This is a genomic window from Pseudoduganella sp. GW821-FHT05F09 (assembly GCF_059419605.1).
On the sequence record NZ_JBWKSD010000007.1, the window covers coordinates 237,958 to 255,082 of the forward strand.

Genomic DNA, 17,125 nt, shown 5'->3' on the forward strand with positions numbered 1-17,125 from the left:
GATAACTTTTATGCCGGATCGGAATGGCCATGGATCTGATCGGCGCCATGCGCGCTTTTGTGCGCGTCTACGAGACCGGCTCTTTCAGCATGGCCGCCAGGAGCCTGGGGCTGGGGCAGCCCACGCTGTCCAAGTCGATTGCCCAGCTGGAGGAGCGGCTGGCGGCCAAGCTGTTCCTGCGCTCGACGCGCGGCCTGGCGCCGACCGGCGCGGGCGAAACCTTCTACCTGCACGCCGTAAGGACGCTGAACGAGGCCGATGCCGCCCTGAAGGCGATGCACGGCGAACCCGAGGCCATGTCGGGGAAGCTGCGCGTTGGCGGGACTGTGACGTTTATGCGCCAGTACATCATTCCTCAGCTGCCCGGTTTCCTGGACCGCCATCCCGGCCTGGAAATCGAGCTGCTGCTGGACGACGGCAACGTGGGCCTGATCGAGGAGGGGGTGGAAGTGGCGTTCAGGATGGGCAGGCTGCCCAGCTCCGGTATGGCCGCGCGCCGCATCGGCCAGTGCCGAAGGATGGTGGTGGCAGCGCCGGACTACCTGCGGCGGCGCGGCACGCCCCTGCTGCCGGAGGAGCTTGCGGACCATCCCGCCGTCGTGTTTTCGCGCGCGGAAGGCGGCGACGCTTTTTCCTTCCACAAGGACGGCGGCTCGCGCAGGGTGATGCTGAAACCGCGCCTGCGCGTCAGCGCGCTGGAGGGCGTGCGCGCGGCGGTGCTGTCCGGGCTGGGCGTGGCGGTGGCGGCGGAGTGGATCTTCGCGGACGAACTGGCAAGCGGCCAGGTATGCGCGGTGCTGGAAGACTGGGACATGCCCCGCCTGGACCTGTGGGCCGTGCTGCCGGGCGGACGGCACGCCGGTCCCAGGGCGCGCGCCTTCATTGCCTTTGTCGAGGAACAGCTGGCGAAAACGCCGTTCGGCCTGCGCTAGCAGGGCATGCCGGCCAGGCATGGCAGGTATGCCCCGGCCGCGTCTACCGGAGCGCGCTGCGCGGCGCTATCTTGTACCTACCCGAGGCGTTCTCGGAACAACCAAGCTAACGGAGTTAAAAATGATAGACGAAAACGGCCCGCACTACTTTGTCGCCTTCCAGTCGCCAGGCCCGAACTGGGTACAGGGCGTGAAATACAACGAGCAGCCCGAGTTCATGGAGCACGTGGGCTACATGATGAAGCTGCAGGAGCAGGGCCGCACAGTGCTCAGCGGCCCCTTCATGGAAAAGGCCGGCGGCCTGCACGGCGTGCTGGCGGACGGCGGCATGACCATCTTCAAGGCGGCGGACCTGGCCGAAGCCATCCGCATCGGCAGCGACGACCCGACCGTGAAGTCGGGCATGCTGAATGTCGAGGTGAAGATGTTCTGGGTGCCGTTCCACACCTAACCTTGGACTTCTATTGTTTCGGTTTTTCCCAAGCCGTATCCGCCTCCTGGAATACCGCGTAGTTCAGTACCACTCCAGGTTGGCCACCGTGTTGTTGCGCTTGTTGCCGTCCTTGTGGCGCACGAGGCTGCGGCCTTTCGGATTGGGCAGGTGCGCTTCGGCCACCAGGTCGTGCACGAAGAACTGGCCGGTGCGGCTGCCGTTGCTCAGGGTGACGCGCAGCCCCTCCGGCAAGGCCAGCGCGCGCAGGCACTTCACTTGCGGCCCCCGGTTGCGCAGCACGCGTCCGTCGCGCGAAACGACGTAGAAATCGCTGCCCTTGACCGGCTTGGTGCCGGCGGCGCGCAGCGAATACGCCAGGGCGCCTGCCAGCACCACCAGCGCGACGATCAGTAATTCCATCTCCGTGTCTCCTTAGCCGCCCAGCCGCGCCAGCAGCGCGTCCAGCGGGGCGGGGCGGGCGTACAGATAGCCTTGCAGGCCGTGGCAGTCGTTGTTGACCAGGAAGTCGGCCTGGGCCTGCGTTTCCACGCCCTCGGCCACCACTTTCAGCCCCAGGTGGTGCGCCATCGCCAGGATGGTCTGCACGATGGCCGTCACCGAGGCGTCGGCCGGCGTGTCCTGGATGAAGCTGCGGTCGATCTTCAGTTCGTACAGCGGCATTTTCTTCAGGTAGGCCAGGCTGGAATAGCCGGTGCCGAAATCGTCGATCGAGAAGCGGATGCCCAGCGCGGCCAGCTGGCGCATGCGCAGCACCGTGTCTTCCAGTTTTTCCACCAGCAGGCCTTCGGTCACTTCAAAGATCAGCAGCTCGGCCGGCGCGCCGGTTTCGGCCAGCAGCGCGCGCACATCCTCGACGAACAGGGGCTGGCGGAACTGGCTGGGGCTCACGTTGACCGACAGCGGCAGCCGGTGGCCGGCCGCCAGCAATTGCAGCACGCCCTCGCAGGCCTGGCGCATGGCCCAGGCGCCCAGCGCCAGGATCTGGCCCGACTCCTCGGCCAGCGGAATGAACTGCGCCGGCGAGACCCAATTGCCGTCTGCGCGCTGCCAGCGCATCAGCAGCTCGGCGCCGATGATGCGGCCGTCGCGGTCGACCTGCGGCTGGTAGTGCATGGCCAGCTCGCGGTTGTCGATGGCGGCGGCCAGGTCGCGCTCCATGTTCAGGCGCTGCTCCACCTCGGCCTGCATGGCGGCCTCGAAGAAGGCGATGCCGTTGCGCCCGTCCGCCTTGGCGCGGTACATGGCGATGTCGGCCTCGCGCAGCAGGTCCTGCGCGCTCTGCTCGCCCTTGGGCAGCAGCGTCACGCCGATGCTGGCCGAGCTGCTGTAGGTCTGGCCCTCGATCACGAAATCGTCCGCGATGGCCAGCCGTATCTTCTCGGCCACCACCAGCGCCGAATGCGCCGCCGTGGCGTGCACGCCGCTCAGGTGGGCCAGCAGCACCACGAACTCGTCGCCGCCGATGCGCGCCACCGTGTCGGCCTTGCGCATCAGCTGCGCCAGGCGCGCCGCCGCGTTCTTCAGCAGCGCGTCGCCGATGGCGTGGCCGCGCGCGTCGTTGATGTATTTGAAGTTGTCCAGGTCGATGAACATCACCGCGCTGTACTGGCTGTTGCGCTCCGAGCTGGCCAGCAGCTTGTCGATGCGGTCCATCAGCAGGCGCCGGTTGGGCAGGCCGGTCAGCACGTCGAAATAGGCCAGGCGGTGGATGTCGTCCTCGGATTTCTTGCGCTCGGTGATGTCGCGCTCCACCGCCACCCAGTGCGTGTTGTTGCCGCCCTCGTCGGAGATGGGCACCAGCTCGCGCTCCACCCAGTACGGTTCGCCGTAGCGCGTGTAGTTGAGCAGCTCGGCGCGCACCGCCTCGCTGCGCGCCATGGCCTGGGCGATGCGGTCCAGCGTGCCGGTGGCCGTGTCCGGCCCTTGCAGCAGGCGCAGGCTGCCGCCCAGCATGCTGTCGCGGTTGTAGCCGCTGCGCCGCTCGAAGGCGCGGTTGACGAAGATGATGCGCTGCTCGGTGCCCGCCACTTCGGCGATGCTGACCATGTCGTTCAGGCGCGCCACGGCGGCGGCGGTCAGGCGCAGCTCGGCGTTCAGCGCGGTCAGCTCCTGCTGCCCCTGTTCCAGCGAGGCGGCGGTGGCGCGCAGGTCGCCGATGGATTTTTCCAGCCGCTGCAGCAGCACGCCGCACGACAAGGTCAGCACGGCCGTAATGAACAGGTAGTTGGAGGTGATGACGGACCACTTGAGGAAGGCCGCCAGTTCCAGCCCCTGCAGGTCGGGAATGGTGTTGGTGTAGAAGCCGATCACCAGCAGCGCGGCGCTGTCGATGGCCAGCGCCCACAGGCCGGCGCGCAGGCCGAGCAGCAGCGCGGCCAGCACCGGCACGGCCATCAGGTAGATCTGGCTGACCGGCCCCACTTTCACCAGCAGGCCCACGCCGAAGATGAAGGTGACGGCCAGGAAGTTCAGCACCCGGGTGCGGAAGCTCACGCTGGTCAGGCGCAGGATGCCGAAGATCCAGACCAGCGCCGCCACGTCCAGCACCACCACCGACCACAGGTTCTCGGCTATGCTGAGCAGCATGCTGGGCACCGCCGTGATCACGCCCAGCCCCAGGACGAACTGCAGGATGCGCGTAAAGATCTGGCCGCGCCAGTGCGCGACGTCGTTTAGCGCTGCCACTCGCAGCCCCCCTTCTTGGCCAGTAACATAGGTATGAGGTGTTGTTGTTGCTGACCAGACATGTTACCTGCAAAGCCGCAGGCTGTCACGGCTTGCCGGGCGGGGGCCTTATTGCGGCTTGTAGATGCCGCAGCCGATGATGACGTCGTCCACCTTCTCGACGTACATTGATTTCGGCTCGATCTTCTTGGTCAGCGGGTCGAGGAATTTGTAGTCCTGCCAGCCTTTGCCCTTGGTCTTGGCGATCTCGATGCGCTCGCGCATATAGTATTTGCCGTCGCCGTCGCGGATGTCGATCAGGTCCTTGCCTATCATGCGCGGGTTCTGGCCGTGCGCGAGGTTTTTGCCGTTCAGGTCATACACCACCACGTACAGGTCGCGGTCGGTGAACTGGCCGCGCGGGTCGTTGATCTCGGCGAAGGCCTTGTCCTTGCCGTGCGCCTTCAGGTAGGCGATGGCTTTCTTCGCCATGGCCATGGCCTCCTCGGCGGTGCCGCGTTCGGCGGCGCGGGCCGGCAGTTGCGCCAGTAGCAGGGTGGTACCGAGAGTCAGTAGCATCAGCCGTCGTTTCATGGACACGCCTCCCAACATTGTGGATGTGGGCCCATCTTAACTGAAAAAAAAAAGATGGCGCTTGCAATAATTGGTGAGTATCTTTTGCTATGCAACAGGCAAAATTGCAGGTTCGGCAAAAAGCCGAACGCTCCATCCTCACTAGAAAGGTTTACCTTATGCGCATGCGCCAAATTCCCGTCCTGCTGGCCGCCGCCATGCTGTCGCTGTCCGCGCAAGCGGCCAGTGCCGACCGCTGGGACGTGCCGGTCCACGTCAAGAAACTGGACAACGGCCTGACCGTCATCGTCACCGAAGACCACAGCTCGCCCACCGTGGGCGTGAGCGTGGTGTACAAGGTGGGCATGCGGCTGGAGCCGCAGAACCGCACCGGCTTCGCGCACCTGTTCGAGCACCTGATGTTCCAGGGCACGCCGAACGCGCCCAAGGGCGTGTTCGACAAGACCATCACCGGCGGCGGCGGCAACAACAACGGCTCCACCCGCGCCGACTTCACCAACTACATCGAGACCGCGCCCGCTTCCGCGCTGGACGCCATCCTGTGGCTGGAAGCGGACCGCATGAAGACCCTGGACTTCAACGAGAAAACCCTGAAGAACCAGCAGGACGTGGTGAAGGAGGAAATCCGCGTCAACGTGAAGAACCAGCCCTACGGCGGCTTCATGTGGATAGACATTGGCCAGCACGCCTTCCAGAAGTGGGAAAACAACCACGACGGCTACGGCAGCTTCAAGGACCTGGAGGGCGCCAGCCTGGACGACGTGCGCGCCTTCCACCGCGACTATTACGGCCCCAACAACGCGGTGCTGGCCATCGCCGGCGACGTCACGCCGCAGCAGGGCTACGCGCTGGCGCAGAAGTACTTCGGCGCGATACCCAAGCGCGCCACGCCCGCCTTCGGCGATTTCAGCGAAGGCCTGAACACGGCCGAGAAGCGCGTCGAGCAGAGCGACGCGCTGGCCCAGGTACCGGCGCTGGCGGCGGCGTGGAAGATGCCGGCGCGCGGCAGCAAGGACCAGGCTCCGATGGCGGTGCTGGGCGAGCTGCTGGCCGGCGGCGACGCCTCGCGCCTCTACCTGGGCCTGGTGAAAGGGCGCGAGCTGTCGCTCAACCTGTCGCCGCTGTACGGCCTGACCGGCCCGTGGGAATACGACGGCCCGACCCTGTTCACCGTGTTCAGCATGTACAAGCCCACCAGCAGCGCCGACGCGGTGCTGGCGGCCATGGACGAGGAGATCGCCAAGGTGGCCAGGGAAGGCGTGGACGCCGCTACGCTGCAGCGCGTGAAGACCGCCATGCTGGCCCAGTGGTACAACAAGCTGGAAAGCTACATCAACCGCGCCGACACGCTGGCCAAGCTGCAAACCCTGTGGGGCGACGCCAAGGTGGTGAACAAGATTCCGGGCTGGATCGAAGGCGTGACATCGGCCGATGTGCAGCGCGTGGCGGCCACCTATCTGACCAAGGCCAACCGCACCGTGATCGACCGCAAGCCGGCGCCGAAAGCGCCGCCCGCCGCCGCGCCCGCAACTGCCCCTGCCGCCGCCCCAGCCGCCAACAAATAAGGACCGCACCATGAAGAAACTGATACTGGCCGTGGCCATCTCCACGCTGTGCGCTCCCGTGCTGCACGCCCAGACCGCCGCCAAGGCGCCCGCCGCTGCCGCCTCGCCGGTGCCCGCCTATGGCGCGGACAAGCCGCTGCCCGTGCCCAAGATCGCCCGCAAGACGCTGGCCAACGGCCTGGAAGTGTGGGTGGTGCCGCGCACCGGCCTGCCGCGCGTGGACTTCGTGCTGGCCGTGCGCGGCGCCGGCTACGCGGCCGACGACGCCCAGCATCCGGCCTTCGCCAGCCTGCTGGCCAATCTGCTCAACGAAGGCACCGCCAAGCGCAGTTCGCGCGCGGTGGCCGAGGCGGCGCAAGGCATGGGCGGCAGTGTGGGCGCCGGCACCAGCAACGACGGCATCACCGTCTACGGCAACGCGCTCGCTTCCAACGCCGCACCCATGGCCGCGCTGCTGGCCGAAGTGGCGCGCGAGCCGTCCTTCCCGGACGCCGAAGTGCAGCTGGCCAAGACCAATGCGCTGCAGGCGCTGAAGGCGGCCGAAGCGCGTCCGTCCTTCCGCGCCGAGCGCGCCGTTTCGCGCGTGGTCTATGGCGACCATCCATACGGCCGTACCACCGCCACCGCCGAAGCCATCACCTCGGTCGACGCGGCGCTGCTGCGCGCCGAGCACGCCAAGCGCTTCCGTCCCGAGCGCAGCCTGCTGGTGATCACCGGCCGCATCAAAGAAGCGGACGCCATGAAGCTGGCCGAAGCGGCCTTCGGCAGCTGGAAGTCCACCGGCCCGGCGCTGCCGGACACCCCGGCCGCAGCCGCCTCCATGCCGCCGCAGCGCCTGCTGCTCGAACGCGCGGGCAGCGTGCAGTCCACGCTGCGCCTGGGCCGTCCCGGCGCCGCCGCCAGCGTGGAGGACTACGTGCCGCTGCGCCTGGCCAGCACCATCCTGGGCGGCGGCTTCAGCAGCCGCGTCAACCTCAACCTGCGCGAAGAGAAGGGCTACACCTACGGCGCCTCGGCCGGCGCGCGCATGAGCCGCAACGGCGGCGCCATCATCGGCGGCGCGGACGTGCGCAACGAAGTGACCGGCGCCGCGCTGGGCGAGTATTTCAAGGAATACCGCAAGCTGGGCACGGAGCTGGTGGGCGACGAGGAACTGAGCATGAACAAGCGCTACGTGGCGGGTTCCTACCTGATCACGAACCAGCTGCAGGGCGCGGTGGCCGGCACGCTGGCCAACAACTGGCTGGTGGGCCTGCCGCCCGAAACGCTGGGCAGCTTCGTGCCGAAGATCCAGAAGGTGAGCGCGGAGCAGGTGCGCGACATGGGCAAGAAGTACTTCACGCCCGAGACGCAATCCATCGTGGTGGTGGGCGACAAGGCCGCCGTGGCCGAGCAGCTCAAGGAGTTCGGCGAGTTCACGGTGACCGACCGGTAGGGCGGGTTAGCGCGCAGCGCGTAACCCGCCGCTCAGGCCAGCCCGCGCCGGAACTCGAGGTAATCCTGCGCGGCGCGGCGTGGTTCTTCCACCATAGGCAAATGGCCCACGCCCGGCATCATCACCACGCGGCTGCGGGGGAACAGCTGGCCGAAGGCGGCGGCGCCGGACGGATGCAGTATCCCGTCCTGCTCGCCCCAGACGACCAGCGCCGGCAGCGCGGCGTACTGCGGCTGCGCCTGCAGCAATGGCGAGGCCGCCACCTGCTGCATGATGGCCGTGTGCAGCGGGAAGTCGGCCACCGCGCGCCGTCCCAGCGCGGTGAGCACGGAATGCGGCAGGAAGGGGCGCTCCCGCGTGCAGGCGTCCACCAGCGCGCCGTATTCCTGCTCCTCGCGCACCAGCAGCGGCATGTCGCCGCTGGCCTCGTAGCGCTTCAGCACTTCGGAACTGTGCGACGCTTCCGTTCCCGCCGCGTCCAGCAGCCACAGGCTGGCCACGCGCTCCGGGTAGGCGGCGGCAAACTGCGCGGCGATAAAGCCGCCCATGGAATTGCCGCCCAGGTGGACACGGCCCGGCGCAATCTGGTCCAGCAGCGCGCGCAGGCGTTCGGCCTGCTCGGCGATGCCGTAGCCTGCCTGCGGGTCGCGGCCCGCGTCGCCAAAGCCGGGCAGGTCCGGCGCGATCACGCGGTAATGCGGCGTGAGAAAACGCGCGATGCGGGTAAAGTTGTCCTTGTCGCCCGCGAAGCCGTGCAGCAGCACCAGCGGCTCGCCCTTGCCGCCTTCCAGGTAGGGCATGGCGAAGCCGGCCACGCCGGCCTGGCGCAGGCGCAGGCCGGAGCGCAGCCGCTCCAGCGCAATGCCGGCGCGCGCCGCCGTCATCGGCGCCAGGCGGTCGAACAGCACCAGCGCCATCAGCAGCGCGGCGCCCAGCGACAGCAGGGCGCTGAAGAAATAAACGAATTGTTGTGGGTCCATTGCCGATTTTCCTTGTAAACCAAGTAGTATTGCGTAATTACTAATAACAAACCATGGGAGCAAACACCGTGAACACGCCCAATCCCTATTCGGCGCCGAGCGCCGACTTGTCCGGCCTGGAGTCCGGCAAGGACACTTACGAGCCCCGGCTGTGGGCCTGGCGCGGCCGGATCGGCCGCCTGCGCTATATGGCCTATCTGTTCCTCATATCCCTCATCAATATGCTGCCGGTCACCATCCTGATGGGGATACTGGGCGCGGCGGGCGTAATGGCCAACAACCCGGAAGCCATCGTCGGCATCAGCACCTTGCTCTATCTGCCGCTGCTGGTGTTCAGCTTTGTGCTGGCCAAGCGCCGCTTCAACGACGTCAACCGCTCCGGCTGGTGGTCGCTGCTGCTGTGGGTGCCGCTGTTGAACTTCATCGTTTCCCTGTACCTGATCTTCGCGCCCGGCGACGAGGGCAGCAACGATTTCGGCGCCCCCCCGTCGCCCAACAGCACCACGATCAAGGTGATCGGCCTTGGGCTGCCGGTGCTCGTCGCCATTATCGGCATCCTGGCCGCCATCGCAATCCCGGCCTACCAGGACTACTCGACGCGCGCGAAAGCCGCATCGGTGCGCGGCTTATAGCTGCCCGCTTTCCTTGATGTCCAGATAGCGTCCGATCAAGGCGGCGCTGAGCTGGCCGGGCGCCACGTCCACCAGGGCGCTGGCGCGCAAGCCCAGGCGCCGTATGGCTTCGCGCCGCTGCTGCAGATACAGCATGGCGGCGGGCTGGCGCAGCGCGTCCTGGAAGCCGGCCACCGGCGCCGCCACGGCGCGGTCCAGCGCCTGTTCGCGCAGGCTCGCGCACAGCACCATGTGGCGCGTGCCGAGCAGCTCGCAGGCGCTGCGCATGGCCTGGTCGTCCTCGTCGCGCAGATTGGTGATCAGCACCACGAAGGCGCGCTTGCTCAACTTGTTCATCAGGGCGCCCGCCGCCTGCGTGTAGTCGGGCGCGGTTTCATCCGGCTGCACATCATACACGCCCGCCAGCAGGCGGTCGAAACCGGCGCGGCCCTTGGCCGGCGCCAGCCAGCGCCCGCTGGCGCCCGCCGAGGCGCCGCCAACGCAGGCCGCGCCAAAGGTCATCAATCCCACCGAATCGCCTTGTTTCTGCGCCACGAAGCCCAGCGTCAGCACGGCTTGCAGCGCGTGGTCGAAATGGCTGCTGCGGTCCGCGCCGTCCTGGTCGCGCGCCAGCATGCGGCGGCCGCAGTCGAGCAGGAACACCACCTGCTGGTCGCGTTCCTCCTGGTACTCGCGGGCGATGGGCTTGCGCTGGCGCGCCGTGGCCTTCCAGTCTATCGAGCGCAGGCTGTCGCCCTGGCGGTACTCGCGCAGCTGGCGGAAGTCCGTGCCTTCGCCGCGCCGCCGCTTGCGGATGGCGCCGGCCGCCGGCGCGCGGCGTTCGGTCGCTTGCAGGGTCTGGCCCAGCAGGCGGGAATAATCGGGGAACACCTTCACCGTCTGCTCGGGGCCGATGCGGCGCGTGCGCTGCCACAGGCCCCAGGGCGAGCTGACGCGCACATGCGGCTGGCCGAAGCGCGCGTTGCCGCGCTGGTCCGGCTTGACCCGGTAGACCACGGACGTGTAGCCGCCGCCGGCCACGGTGCAGGCGTGCGGCATGCCTTCCAGTGCCCAGGCGGCGGGGTAGCCGTCGAACAGGTCCAGGCGCAGCGGGCGCGTGCCGAGGTTGTGCACCGTCAGCGTGACGGCGTGCCACAGCTCCACCGGCAGCACGCCGGGCAGCTGGCGCTCGAGCCGCAGCGGCGGCGGGCGCAGCGCCTGCCAGGCGTCCGCCAGCGCGGCGGCCAGCAGGGCGGCGCCTGCCAGCCACCACAGCGCGGCCAGCGGCCGGGCCAGGCCGGCCAGTGCGGGGACGGAAGCGGCGGCGCCGAGCGCGGCCCAGGCCAGCAGCAGTTGCAGCAGGCGGCGCGCTGGCGTCATGCGCGCGGCGCGGCGATCTGCTGCACCAGCGCAGCCAGCAGATGGTCGCTGTTCAGGCCATCGAGTTCGCTTTCCGGCGAGATGGCGATGCGGTGGCGCAGCACCGGCAGGCTGGCCAGCTTGATGTCGTCCGGCGTGACATAGTCGCGCCCGGCCAGCAGGGCCATCGCGCGCGCCATGCGCACCAGCGCGATGCTGCCGCGCGGCCCGGCGCCGATGGCGATGCCGGGCCAGTCGCGCGTGGCGCGCACCAGGCGCACGGCGTAGTTGGCCACGCTGTCGTCGACCCGGATGCGCGCCACCAGCTGCTGCAGCGCCAGCACCGTTTCCGGCTTGACCAGCGTGGCCACGGCGGCCACGTCCAGTCCGTCGCCCACGCGGTTGCGCGTGACCGACTGCAGCATGGCCTGCTCCTCGTTCTCGCTCGGGTAGCCGATGCGCACCTTGATCAGGAAGCGGTCCAGCTGCGCTTCCGGTAGCGGATACGTGCCCTCGTTCTCCAGCGGATTCTGCGTCGCCAGCACCATGAAGGGCGGCGCCAGCGCGTGGGCTTCGCCTTCTATGGTCACCTGGCTTTCCTGCATCGCCTCCAGCAGCGCGGACTGCGTCTTGGCGGGCGCGCGGTTGATCTCGTCGGCCAGCAGCAGGTTGGCGAACACCGGGCCTTTGCGCACGCTGAAGGTCTGGTTCTTCAGGTCGAACACGGCGTGGCCCATCACGTCGGCCGGCATCAGGTCGGGCGTGAACTGGATGCGCGAGAACTGGCCGGCGAAGGTCTTGGCCAGCGCGCGCACCAGCAGCGTCTTGCCCAGCCCGGGCACGCCTTCCACCAGCACGTGGCCGCCGGCCAGCATGCAGGCCAGCACCTGGTCTATCACTTCCTGCTGTCCCACCACGGCGCGGCGGATCTCCTCGCCCATGCGGCGCACAATGTCCAGCGCCTGCTGCAGGCGCTCGGCGCCGATGGCGCTGCCGCCGTCCTCGCCGGAGGTCTGGGATTGGTTGTCGCTACTGTTTTCGCTCATATAGGTTTCTCACTTGTTGGAGTAGCTGGATCTGGCGCGTGAACGCAGCCGGTTGGGACGCGGCGGGGCCGTGCAGCGCGCCGCGCATGTCGGCCAGCTGGGCGCTGCACAGACGCGCCAGGCGGGCCGCCTGCTCGTCCGCGCCGAGCTGCTGCAGTTCCGGCGCGCGGCGCCGCAGCAGGGCCAGGGTTTCCTGGCGCGCGGCGGCCAGCAGCGTGTCGCGGCCGCCGGCGGCGCGCCATAGCCAGTTGCCGCTCGCTTCGATGTGTTCGAGCAGGGCGCGGCGTTCGGTGGACGGATCCGGCAGCAGGGGACCGAAGCGGCGCGCCGCGCGCCACAACAGCAGCGCAAGCAGCAGCGCCAGCGCGCTGAGCGGCATCCACGCGGCCTGCCACAGCAGCGCGTACCACGGCGACGCGTCGGCATGCAGCACCAGCATCACGTTGCGGCCTTGCTGGTTCAGGCCCGCCAGGCCAAGCAGCAGCTCGGCGTGGTCGTAGCGCGGCAGGCGCTGGTTGTTGAAGTAGTTGTCCGACACCATGACCACATGGCCTTTGCCCTCACCATACACGCGCACCGAGGCGCCGTCGGCGTCGCTCCACAGCGGCGTGGCGCTGGCGTGCAGCGGGTACAGCACTTCGGTGCCGGTATCGAGCGCGAGCGGATAGGCGCCGCCGGGCAGGGTGACGCAGGTGAGCTGGCGCAGCTCCTTCTTGGGCGCCTGGGCTGCTTCCGCGCCGCTGTCTTCGCTGTCTTCCGCGTCCTCTTCCTCGTCCAGGTCCTCGTCGTCATCGTCCGGATTGGTGGCCGGGAGCTGCGCAGCGGGATGGTCGCAATCGGCGCGCAGCTTGCTGCGGTAGCTCAGGCCCACGCCGAAGCGCTTGCCCAGCGGGTCGGGCTCGGTCAGCGGCACCACGCGCTTGCGCGGGTCGAGGCGGTCGGTCTTGTCGCTGCCGCCGGGCCGCACCGGCACCCACTTGGGCTGCATCAGCAGGGTGTTGCCGCGCCGGACCCAGTCCATCAGCTGCTCCGCCTGCACCGGGTCGACCTGGCCGGTGTTGTCCGCCAGGACCAGCATGCCGCCGGGCAGGGCGGACAGGCGTGCGCCGCTCAGGCGCTGCTCCACGCTGACGGTGTAGCCGTGCTGCTTGAGCAGCGTGCCGGCCGCCAGCATGGGATTGCTGATGGCCAGCGGGGAGACGTAGTTCACCGCAGCGGGCGAGCGTTCCATGACGGCGTACCACAGCCACACGCAGCCGCCGAGCGCGGCCGCGCAGGCCAGCGCGGTCAGCGCGCGTCTTGTGCCCCGGCCCGCGCTCATGGCAGCTCCCCGGCCGGCGCGGAGGCCGCAACGGCCGCCGCATCAAATTGCGCGCGCCACGCATCGCAGGCGGCGTGGAGCGCGGCGCTGTCCGGCCAGCGCGCACCGTAGGCGCCGTTCAGCCACAGCGTGGTGGCGGTGGCGGCGATGGCGTAGCGCGCGGGCGGCAGGGCGGCTAGCTGCGCCAGCCGCAGGCAGTCGCCTTCGGTGGCGCCCTGCGCCAGCAGCAAGCCGTCCTGCTGCACCAGGCGCGACAGGGTGGCCCGGTATAGCAGGGCCAGCGCCGCGCGCCGTTCACCGCGCGTCCACAGGCTGCGCACGGCGTCCGCCACGTCGGGTGGCAGGCTCTCGGCGCGGATGTCCAGCCCCGCGATTTCGGTTGCCGCCAGCACCTCGGGCGCAGGCAGCAGCCATGCGAACTTGCCGCGATAGCGGTGCAGCAGCCATGCCGCCACTATCACGGCGCTGGCGATCAGTACCAGCTTGAGGGCAAAGGCCAGCGCGCTCAGGTCGGGCATCCTGGGCGGCTGCTTGGGCTTGGGCGACTTGAAGTCCTTCAAGTGCCAGCTGTCCTCGCATTTATAGCCGCGCAGGTCGTCGCTGTTGTACAACTGGCGCAGCTCCTTGCGCAGCAGCGCCTGTTCCATGCTGTGCGGCGGCGCGTGCTTGCCCACCACGTCCGGCAGTTGCCTGGGCCGCGCGCATTGCACGCCGCCCGGCGCGGGGGCGGGAGCGGCCGGCTGCAGCTCTGCGGCGCGCGGCGCAGGGGCCGCCGCCATCAGCACAGCGGCCATGCAGGCCAGCACGGCCAGCAGCAGCGGCCGCGCATGGCCCGCCTGCGGCTGGTGGCGCGCCGCCGGCGCCTGGATCTGGCGCAGCGTGATTTCAAGGTCCCAGGCCTCCAGCGTGGCGCGCCGGTTCAGATAGAGCGTGAAGCAGCAGGCCGTGTAGATGGGACCCATCACGCCGCCCGCCACGCCGTAGAACAGCATGGCCAGCATGTCCACCAGCGTGCTGTGCGTACCCTTGGCCAGGAGGGCCAGCGGATTCATGGTGACGTCGCTGAGGAACAGGCCCACCAGCGCCATCATGCCGAAGTTCAGCACCCCTTCGAAGTGGGCGCAGGCCAGGCCGAAGCGGTAGGCGGCGGCGCCGGTGCCGTTGCGGCCCAGGGCGGCGCGGCGCTCGCTGGCGGCCGCGCCGCGCGCCTGTTCGAGCTGCCACACCGGCTGGTACAAGCCGCGTCCCGGCATCACCAGGCGCCACCAGGTCAATTGGCGCAGCCAGCCGCCGCCCAGCTGCTGCGGCCAGGCCCGCAGCGCCTGGCGCCAGCTCACGTCCTCGCCGAACACCTGGCGCGACAGCACATACAGCGGGCCGCGTTCCAGCAGCGGCCGCAGCCACCAGGGCAGCAGCATCCACAACATGGTGTAGTCCGGCAGCAGGAAGATCAGCGCCACCGACAGCGCGCACAGCGGCAGCCACAGCGCCAGCCAGGTCTTGTACACCGGCCCCGCGTGCGCGCGCAGCAGCGCGAAGCCCAGGTCCAGCGCCTGCGGCGCCGGGCGCGGGCGCAGCGCGATGCGCAGCTGGTCAATCCGCATGCGGCGCTCCACGGCGGCGGCCCGCCAGCAGGAAGAAGGCGATCACTGCAGTCCAGCACACGCCGCCCACGGCGAACTTCACCGGCGGCGGCACGGCGGCGCTGGCGGACCAGAAGGCTTCCACGAAGGCGGCCAGCAGGGTCAGCATGGCCGCGCCGGTAATCACCGGGAACATGGCGCGGCTGCTGGCGTGCAGCGCGTGGCGCCGGCTCAGGCGGCCGGGCGCGATCAGCGCCAGGCCGAGGCGCATGCCGGACAGGCCGGCCAGCACCAGGCCGGTGATTTCAAAGCTGGAGTGGGTCACCACGAAGGACCAGAAATTGAGGCGCGTCAGCGGGTCCATGCTGAGCCAGCTGGCGATCACGCCCATGTGCATGCCATTGAAACCGAGGCTGAGCAGCGAAGGCAGGCCGCCGAAGATGCCGCCGGCGAAGGTGCGGAAGCAGATCGACACATTGTTCCAGATGTAGTGGCCGAACATCTGCAGGTCGCCCTCCTGGCCGCGCCCCAGGTCGATGCGGCCGGGCCGGTACATGCGGCGGTATTTGTCGAGCTGTTCGGGATCGATGAAGCTGTGCGCCCAGTAGGGGTGCTGCCAGACCAGCAGGCCCAGGGCCAGCGCCACGCCGAACACGGCCAGCGCCGCCAACAGCAGCAGGCGCCACTCGGCGCGCACGCGGCGCGGAAAGTCCACCAGCAGCCATTCCAGCAGCGCGCGCGGACGCTCGGCCACCGCGCCGTACAGGCGCAAATGGCAGGCCGCCGCCTGCGCCTGCAGGTAGTCGGTCAGCGCCGGCGAGTAGCCGCGCTGGCCGGCCAGCGCCAGGCACTGGCACAGCCGGCGGTACAGCGCGGGCAGGGCGGCCGGCTCTTCGGAGCGGTTTTGCAGGATGGCGTCGATCGCCTCCCACAGGGCGGCGTGCTGCTGTTCGAACTGGGTCTGTTTCATGGCCGCGCGCTCATTGCTTCAGCCCCGCCGCATAGGAGCGCAGGCGTTCCAGGGAGGCCGCGCCGGTGGCGCCGGTGAGCGGCTGCGCGACGTCGCCCAGTTCATCCAGCCGCGCCTGCGGCAAGCCCTGTTCGCGCTCGAACAGGTCGGCCAGCGCGCGCTGCTGCGCGGAGGTGAGCGGGAAGGGCAGCGGCAGCGGAACCGCTTCGCGCGCGGGGGCGGCCGGGCGGGCAGGGGGCTTGTCGCGGTACACCACCAGCGTGCCGGCCACGATGTCGCCCAGGCGGCGGAACTGGCGGTCGTACAGCATGCAGGCCAGGCCGGTGGCGTAGGCCAGCGGCAGGAAGTCGGCCACCAGCAGCAGGTTGCGCAGCGCCGATTCGCGCCAGCCCACCGGCAGGCCGTTGTCGCGCCGGACCTGCAGGCCGAGCGCGCGCTTGCCCACGGTCTGGCCCTGGAAATAGATTTCGCAGATGACGGGATAGCCCCAGTAGCTGACGAAGGCCAGCAGGGCCAGCACGCCCTGCGCCATGCGCGGGCCGCTCAGCAGCAAGTTGGCCGCCAGCATAAAGCCCAGCCATAGCGTGACGTCCAGCGCCCAGGCCCAGGCGCGCGGCGCCGGTCCCGCCGGCGTGAGCAGCAGGCGGGTGCCTTCCGGCGTGGTGAGCGAGAGCCGGCCGTCGATCAAGGCCGTGGTGGATGTGCGGTCATGGAGAGCTATTGTATCCAAGAAACAGCACGGAGTTGCAAAAAAAGTAAACCGTGCGGCGTTCCGCCCGCGCTAAGGCGGCTCCGCCACGCCTGCCTCGCTGGCCTGGCGGCGGTAGTCGGCCGACTTGCGCGCGGCGGCGATGGCGCGCCAGATGGCGTCCGCGCGCTGCGGCGCGCTGCGGTAGGCGGCCAGGTTGAACACCAGGTAGAACTCCACCACCCGGTACGGCGGCCCGGCCTGCACCACCCGGTCGCGGAAGCGCGCGTCGCTGCGCGCCAGGCGGCTCGCCTCCAAGCCCTGCAGGACCGCCACGTCGAAAATGCCGCTCGCCAGCAGGCGCAGGCCGTCGTCGGCCGACTTGACCAGTTCGCGCGTGACGTAGCCGCGCTCGCGCAGCACCGAGCCCACCAGGTAGCCGGATTGCACCGCCACCTCCTGCTTGGGCGCCGTCAGGGTCTGGCCGTCCCAGCTGCCGCTGCCGCCCACGCGCAGGAATACGTTCACGGTGTCCGTGAACAGGGCGCGCGCCGGGTCGGCCTTGCCGTCGGCCAGCAGCGGATAGGCGGCGAAGCTGCGGCGCGTTTTGCTGTCGGCTGCGGCGATCACCGCATCGACCGTACCCAGGCGCAGCTCTTCCAGGCAGCGCCGCCAGGGCTTGGCGGCGTACACAAAGCGTTCGCCCAGTTGCTTTTCCACCCGCCGCAGCAGCTCGAAGGTGAGGCCGCTGTTGTCCGGCGTGGTCCAGGGGCGCTGCGCCACATCCTCGTAGCACATGACCAGCGGCGGGAGGTCCGTGCCTGCGGCTGCGCTGCCCTGCGGCGCGAGAGCCAGCATCGCAGCGGATAACAGCGCGGCCAGGCGTGTGGCAGGCTCGGCGCCGGGACGCGGGACGCGCATGC

At 69.2% G+C, this 17,125-nt stretch carries 16 protein-coding genes; 5 read left to right on the top strand and 11 right to left on the bottom strand.

The genetic code is table 11. The annotated features are described in order from the left end of the window. Positions 1–29: 29 nt before the first annotated feature. A complete protein-coding gene (locus tag AC07S4_RS22790) occupies positions 30–932 on the top strand; it encodes a LysR family transcriptional regulator (protein WP_494988792.1) in 903 nt (300 codons plus the stop codon). A gap of 121 nt (positions 933–1,053) precedes the next feature. Beyond that, on the top strand, positions 1,054–1,383 hold the full coding sequence (locus AC07S4_RS22795; RefSeq protein ID WP_494988793.1) for a YciI family protein: 330 nt from the start codon (positions 1,054–1,056) through the stop codon (positions 1,381–1,383). 63 nt (positions 1,384–1,446) lie between these two features. On the opposite strand, the gene AC07S4_RS22800 is transcribed toward AC07S4_RS22795, so the two are convergent. The 3 genes from AC07S4_RS22800 to AC07S4_RS22810 form a co-directional block, all read right to left on the bottom strand. Further along, positions 1,447–1,785 carry an HNH endonuclease gene (locus tag AC07S4_RS22800; RefSeq protein WP_494988794.1) on the bottom strand — a complete coding sequence of 113 codons (339 nt, stop codon included), beginning with the start codon at positions 1,783–1,785 and terminating at the stop codon, positions 1,447–1,449. A 12-nt stretch (positions 1,786–1,797) separates the two neighbouring features. Further along, the gene (locus AC07S4_RS22805; protein WP_494988795.1) at positions 1,798–4,071 is read right to left on the bottom strand and encodes a putative bifunctional diguanylate cyclase/phosphodiesterase; all 2,274 of its coding nucleotides are present in this window, start codon (positions 4,069–4,071) and stop codon (positions 1,798–1,800) included. A gap of 108 nt (positions 4,072–4,179) precedes the next feature. Next, the gene (locus AC07S4_RS22810) at positions 4,180–4,644 is read right to left on the bottom strand and encodes a cache domain-containing protein (RefSeq protein WP_494988796.1); all 465 of its coding nucleotides are present in this window, start codon (positions 4,642–4,644) and stop codon (positions 4,180–4,182) included. A gap of 158 nt (positions 4,645–4,802) precedes the next feature. Here AC07S4_RS22810 and AC07S4_RS22815 point away from each other — a divergent pair, with 158 nt between their 5' ends. Both AC07S4_RS22815 and AC07S4_RS22820 read left to right on the top strand, forming a co-directional pair. Then, positions 4,803–6,209: a M16 family metallopeptidase gene (locus AC07S4_RS22815; protein ID WP_494988797.1), complete on the top strand. Its 1,407-nt coding sequence runs from the start codon at positions 4,803–4,805 to the stop codon at positions 6,207–6,209. A 10-nt stretch (positions 6,210–6,219) separates the two neighbouring features. Continuing rightward, positions 6,220–7,644, top strand: coding sequence for a M16 family metallopeptidase (locus AC07S4_RS22820; RefSeq protein ID WP_494988798.1), 1,425 nt, complete (start codon positions 6,220–6,222; stop codon positions 7,642–7,644). A gap of 32 nt (positions 7,645–7,676) precedes the next feature. Here the strand turns inward: AC07S4_RS22820 and AC07S4_RS22825 are convergent, their stop codons facing one another. Continuing rightward, on the bottom strand, positions 7,677–8,624 hold the full coding sequence (locus tag AC07S4_RS22825; protein WP_494988799.1) for an alpha/beta fold hydrolase: 948 nt from the start codon (positions 8,622–8,624) through the stop codon (positions 7,677–7,679). Positions 8,625–8,677: 53 nt separating this feature from the next. Between AC07S4_RS22825 and AC07S4_RS22830 the strand changes: the two genes are divergently transcribed. Beyond that, entirely contained in the window at positions 8,678–9,256 is a 579-nt protein-coding gene (locus tag AC07S4_RS22830; RefSeq protein ID WP_494988800.1) for a DUF805 domain-containing protein, read from the top strand. On the opposite strand, the gene AC07S4_RS22835 is transcribed toward AC07S4_RS22830, so the two are convergent. The 7 genes from AC07S4_RS22835 to AC07S4_RS22865 are packed head-to-tail and all read right to left on the bottom strand — an operon-like array spanning position 9,251 to position 17,123. Beyond that, the gene (locus AC07S4_RS22835; RefSeq protein ID WP_494988801.1) at positions 9,251–10,615 is read right to left on the bottom strand and encodes a DUF58 domain-containing protein; all 1,365 of its coding nucleotides are present in this window, start codon (positions 10,613–10,615) and stop codon (positions 9,251–9,253) included. The genes AC07S4_RS22830 and AC07S4_RS22835 overlap by 6 nt on opposite strands. Beyond that, a complete protein-coding gene (locus AC07S4_RS22840; protein WP_494988802.1) occupies positions 10,612–11,640 on the bottom strand; it encodes an AAA family ATPase in 1,029 nt (342 codons plus the stop codon). The genes AC07S4_RS22835 and AC07S4_RS22840 overlap by 4 nt, the downstream gene beginning before the upstream one ends. Then, entirely contained in the window at positions 11,624–12,961 is a 1,338-nt protein-coding gene (locus AC07S4_RS22845) for a DUF4350 domain-containing protein (RefSeq protein WP_494988803.1), read from the bottom strand. Before AC07S4_RS22845 ends, AC07S4_RS22840 begins: the two co-directional genes overlap by 17 nt. Continuing rightward, the gene (locus tag AC07S4_RS22850; RefSeq protein WP_494988804.1) at positions 12,958–14,565 is read right to left on the bottom strand and encodes a hypothetical protein; all 1,608 of its coding nucleotides are present in this window, start codon (positions 14,563–14,565) and stop codon (positions 12,958–12,960) included. Before AC07S4_RS22850 ends, AC07S4_RS22845 begins: the two co-directional genes overlap by 4 nt. Then, the gene (locus tag AC07S4_RS22855; RefSeq protein ID WP_494988805.1) at positions 14,555–15,514 is read right to left on the bottom strand and encodes a stage II sporulation protein M; all 960 of its coding nucleotides are present in this window, start codon (positions 15,512–15,514) and stop codon (positions 14,555–14,557) included. Before AC07S4_RS22855 ends, AC07S4_RS22850 begins: the two co-directional genes overlap by 11 nt. Positions 15,515–15,524: 10 nt before the next feature. Continuing rightward, positions 15,525–16,244: an RDD family protein gene (locus AC07S4_RS22860; RefSeq protein ID WP_494988806.1), complete on the bottom strand. Its 720-nt coding sequence runs from the start codon at positions 16,242–16,244 to the stop codon at positions 15,525–15,527. Between the two features lie 51 nt (positions 16,245–16,295). After that, a complete protein-coding gene (locus AC07S4_RS22865) occupies positions 16,296–17,123 on the bottom strand; it encodes a type 2 periplasmic-binding domain-containing protein (protein ID WP_494988807.1) in 828 nt (275 codons plus the stop codon). Positions 17,124–17,125: the final 2 nt, after the last annotated feature.

What these genes read in the sequence shown, in the direction of transcription:
- AC07S4_RS22865 (WP_494988807.1), bottom strand. Translation starts at nt 17,123, where the DNA reads ATGCGCGTCCCGCGTCCCGGCGCCGAGCCTGCCACACGCCTGGCCGCG.
- AC07S4_RS22835 (WP_494988801.1), bottom strand. Translation starts at nt 10,615, where the DNA reads ATGACGCCAGCGCGCCGCCTGCTGCAACTGCTGCTGGCCTGGGCCGCG.
- AC07S4_RS22795 (WP_494988793.1), top strand. Translation starts at nt 1,054, where the DNA reads ATGATAGACGAAAACGGCCCGCACTACTTTGTCGCCTTCCAGTCGCCA.
- AC07S4_RS22815 (WP_494988797.1), top strand. Translation starts at nt 4,803, where the DNA reads ATGCGCATGCGCCAAATTCCCGTCCTGCTGGCCGCCGCCATGCTGTCG.
- AC07S4_RS22820 (WP_494988798.1), top strand. Translation starts at nt 6,220, where the DNA reads ATGAAGAAACTGATACTGGCCGTGGCCATCTCCACGCTGTGCGCTCCC.
- AC07S4_RS22790 (WP_494988792.1), top strand. Translation starts at nt 30, where the DNA reads ATGGATCTGATCGGCGCCATGCGCGCTTTTGTGCGCGTCTACGAGACC.
- AC07S4_RS22850 (WP_494988804.1), bottom strand. Translation starts at nt 14,565, where the DNA reads ATGCGGATTGACCAGCTGCGCATCGCGCTGCGCCCGCGCCCGGCGCCG.
- AC07S4_RS22845 (WP_494988803.1), bottom strand. Translation starts at nt 12,961, where the DNA reads ATGAGCGCGGGCCGGGGCACAAGACGCGCGCTGACCGCGCTGGCCTGC.
- AC07S4_RS22855 (WP_494988805.1), bottom strand. Translation starts at nt 15,514, where the DNA reads ATGAAACAGACCCAGTTCGAACAGCAGCACGCCGCCCTGTGGGAGGCG.
- AC07S4_RS22800 (WP_494988794.1), bottom strand. Translation starts at nt 1,785, where the DNA reads ATGGAATTACTGATCGTCGCGCTGGTGGTGCTGGCAGGCGCCCTGGCG.
- AC07S4_RS22825 (WP_494988799.1), bottom strand. Translation starts at nt 8,624, where the DNA reads ATGGACCCACAACAATTCGTTTATTTCTTCAGCGCCCTGCTGTCGCTG.
- AC07S4_RS22840 (WP_494988802.1), bottom strand. Translation starts at nt 11,640, where the DNA reads ATGAGCGAAAACAGTAGCGACAACCAATCCCAGACCTCCGGCGAGGAC.
- AC07S4_RS22830 (WP_494988800.1), top strand. Translation starts at nt 8,678, where the DNA reads ATGGGAGCAAACACCGTGAACACGCCCAATCCCTATTCGGCGCCGAGC.
- AC07S4_RS22810 (WP_494988796.1), bottom strand. Translation starts at nt 4,644, where the DNA reads ATGAAACGACGGCTGATGCTACTGACTCTCGGTACCACCCTGCTACTG.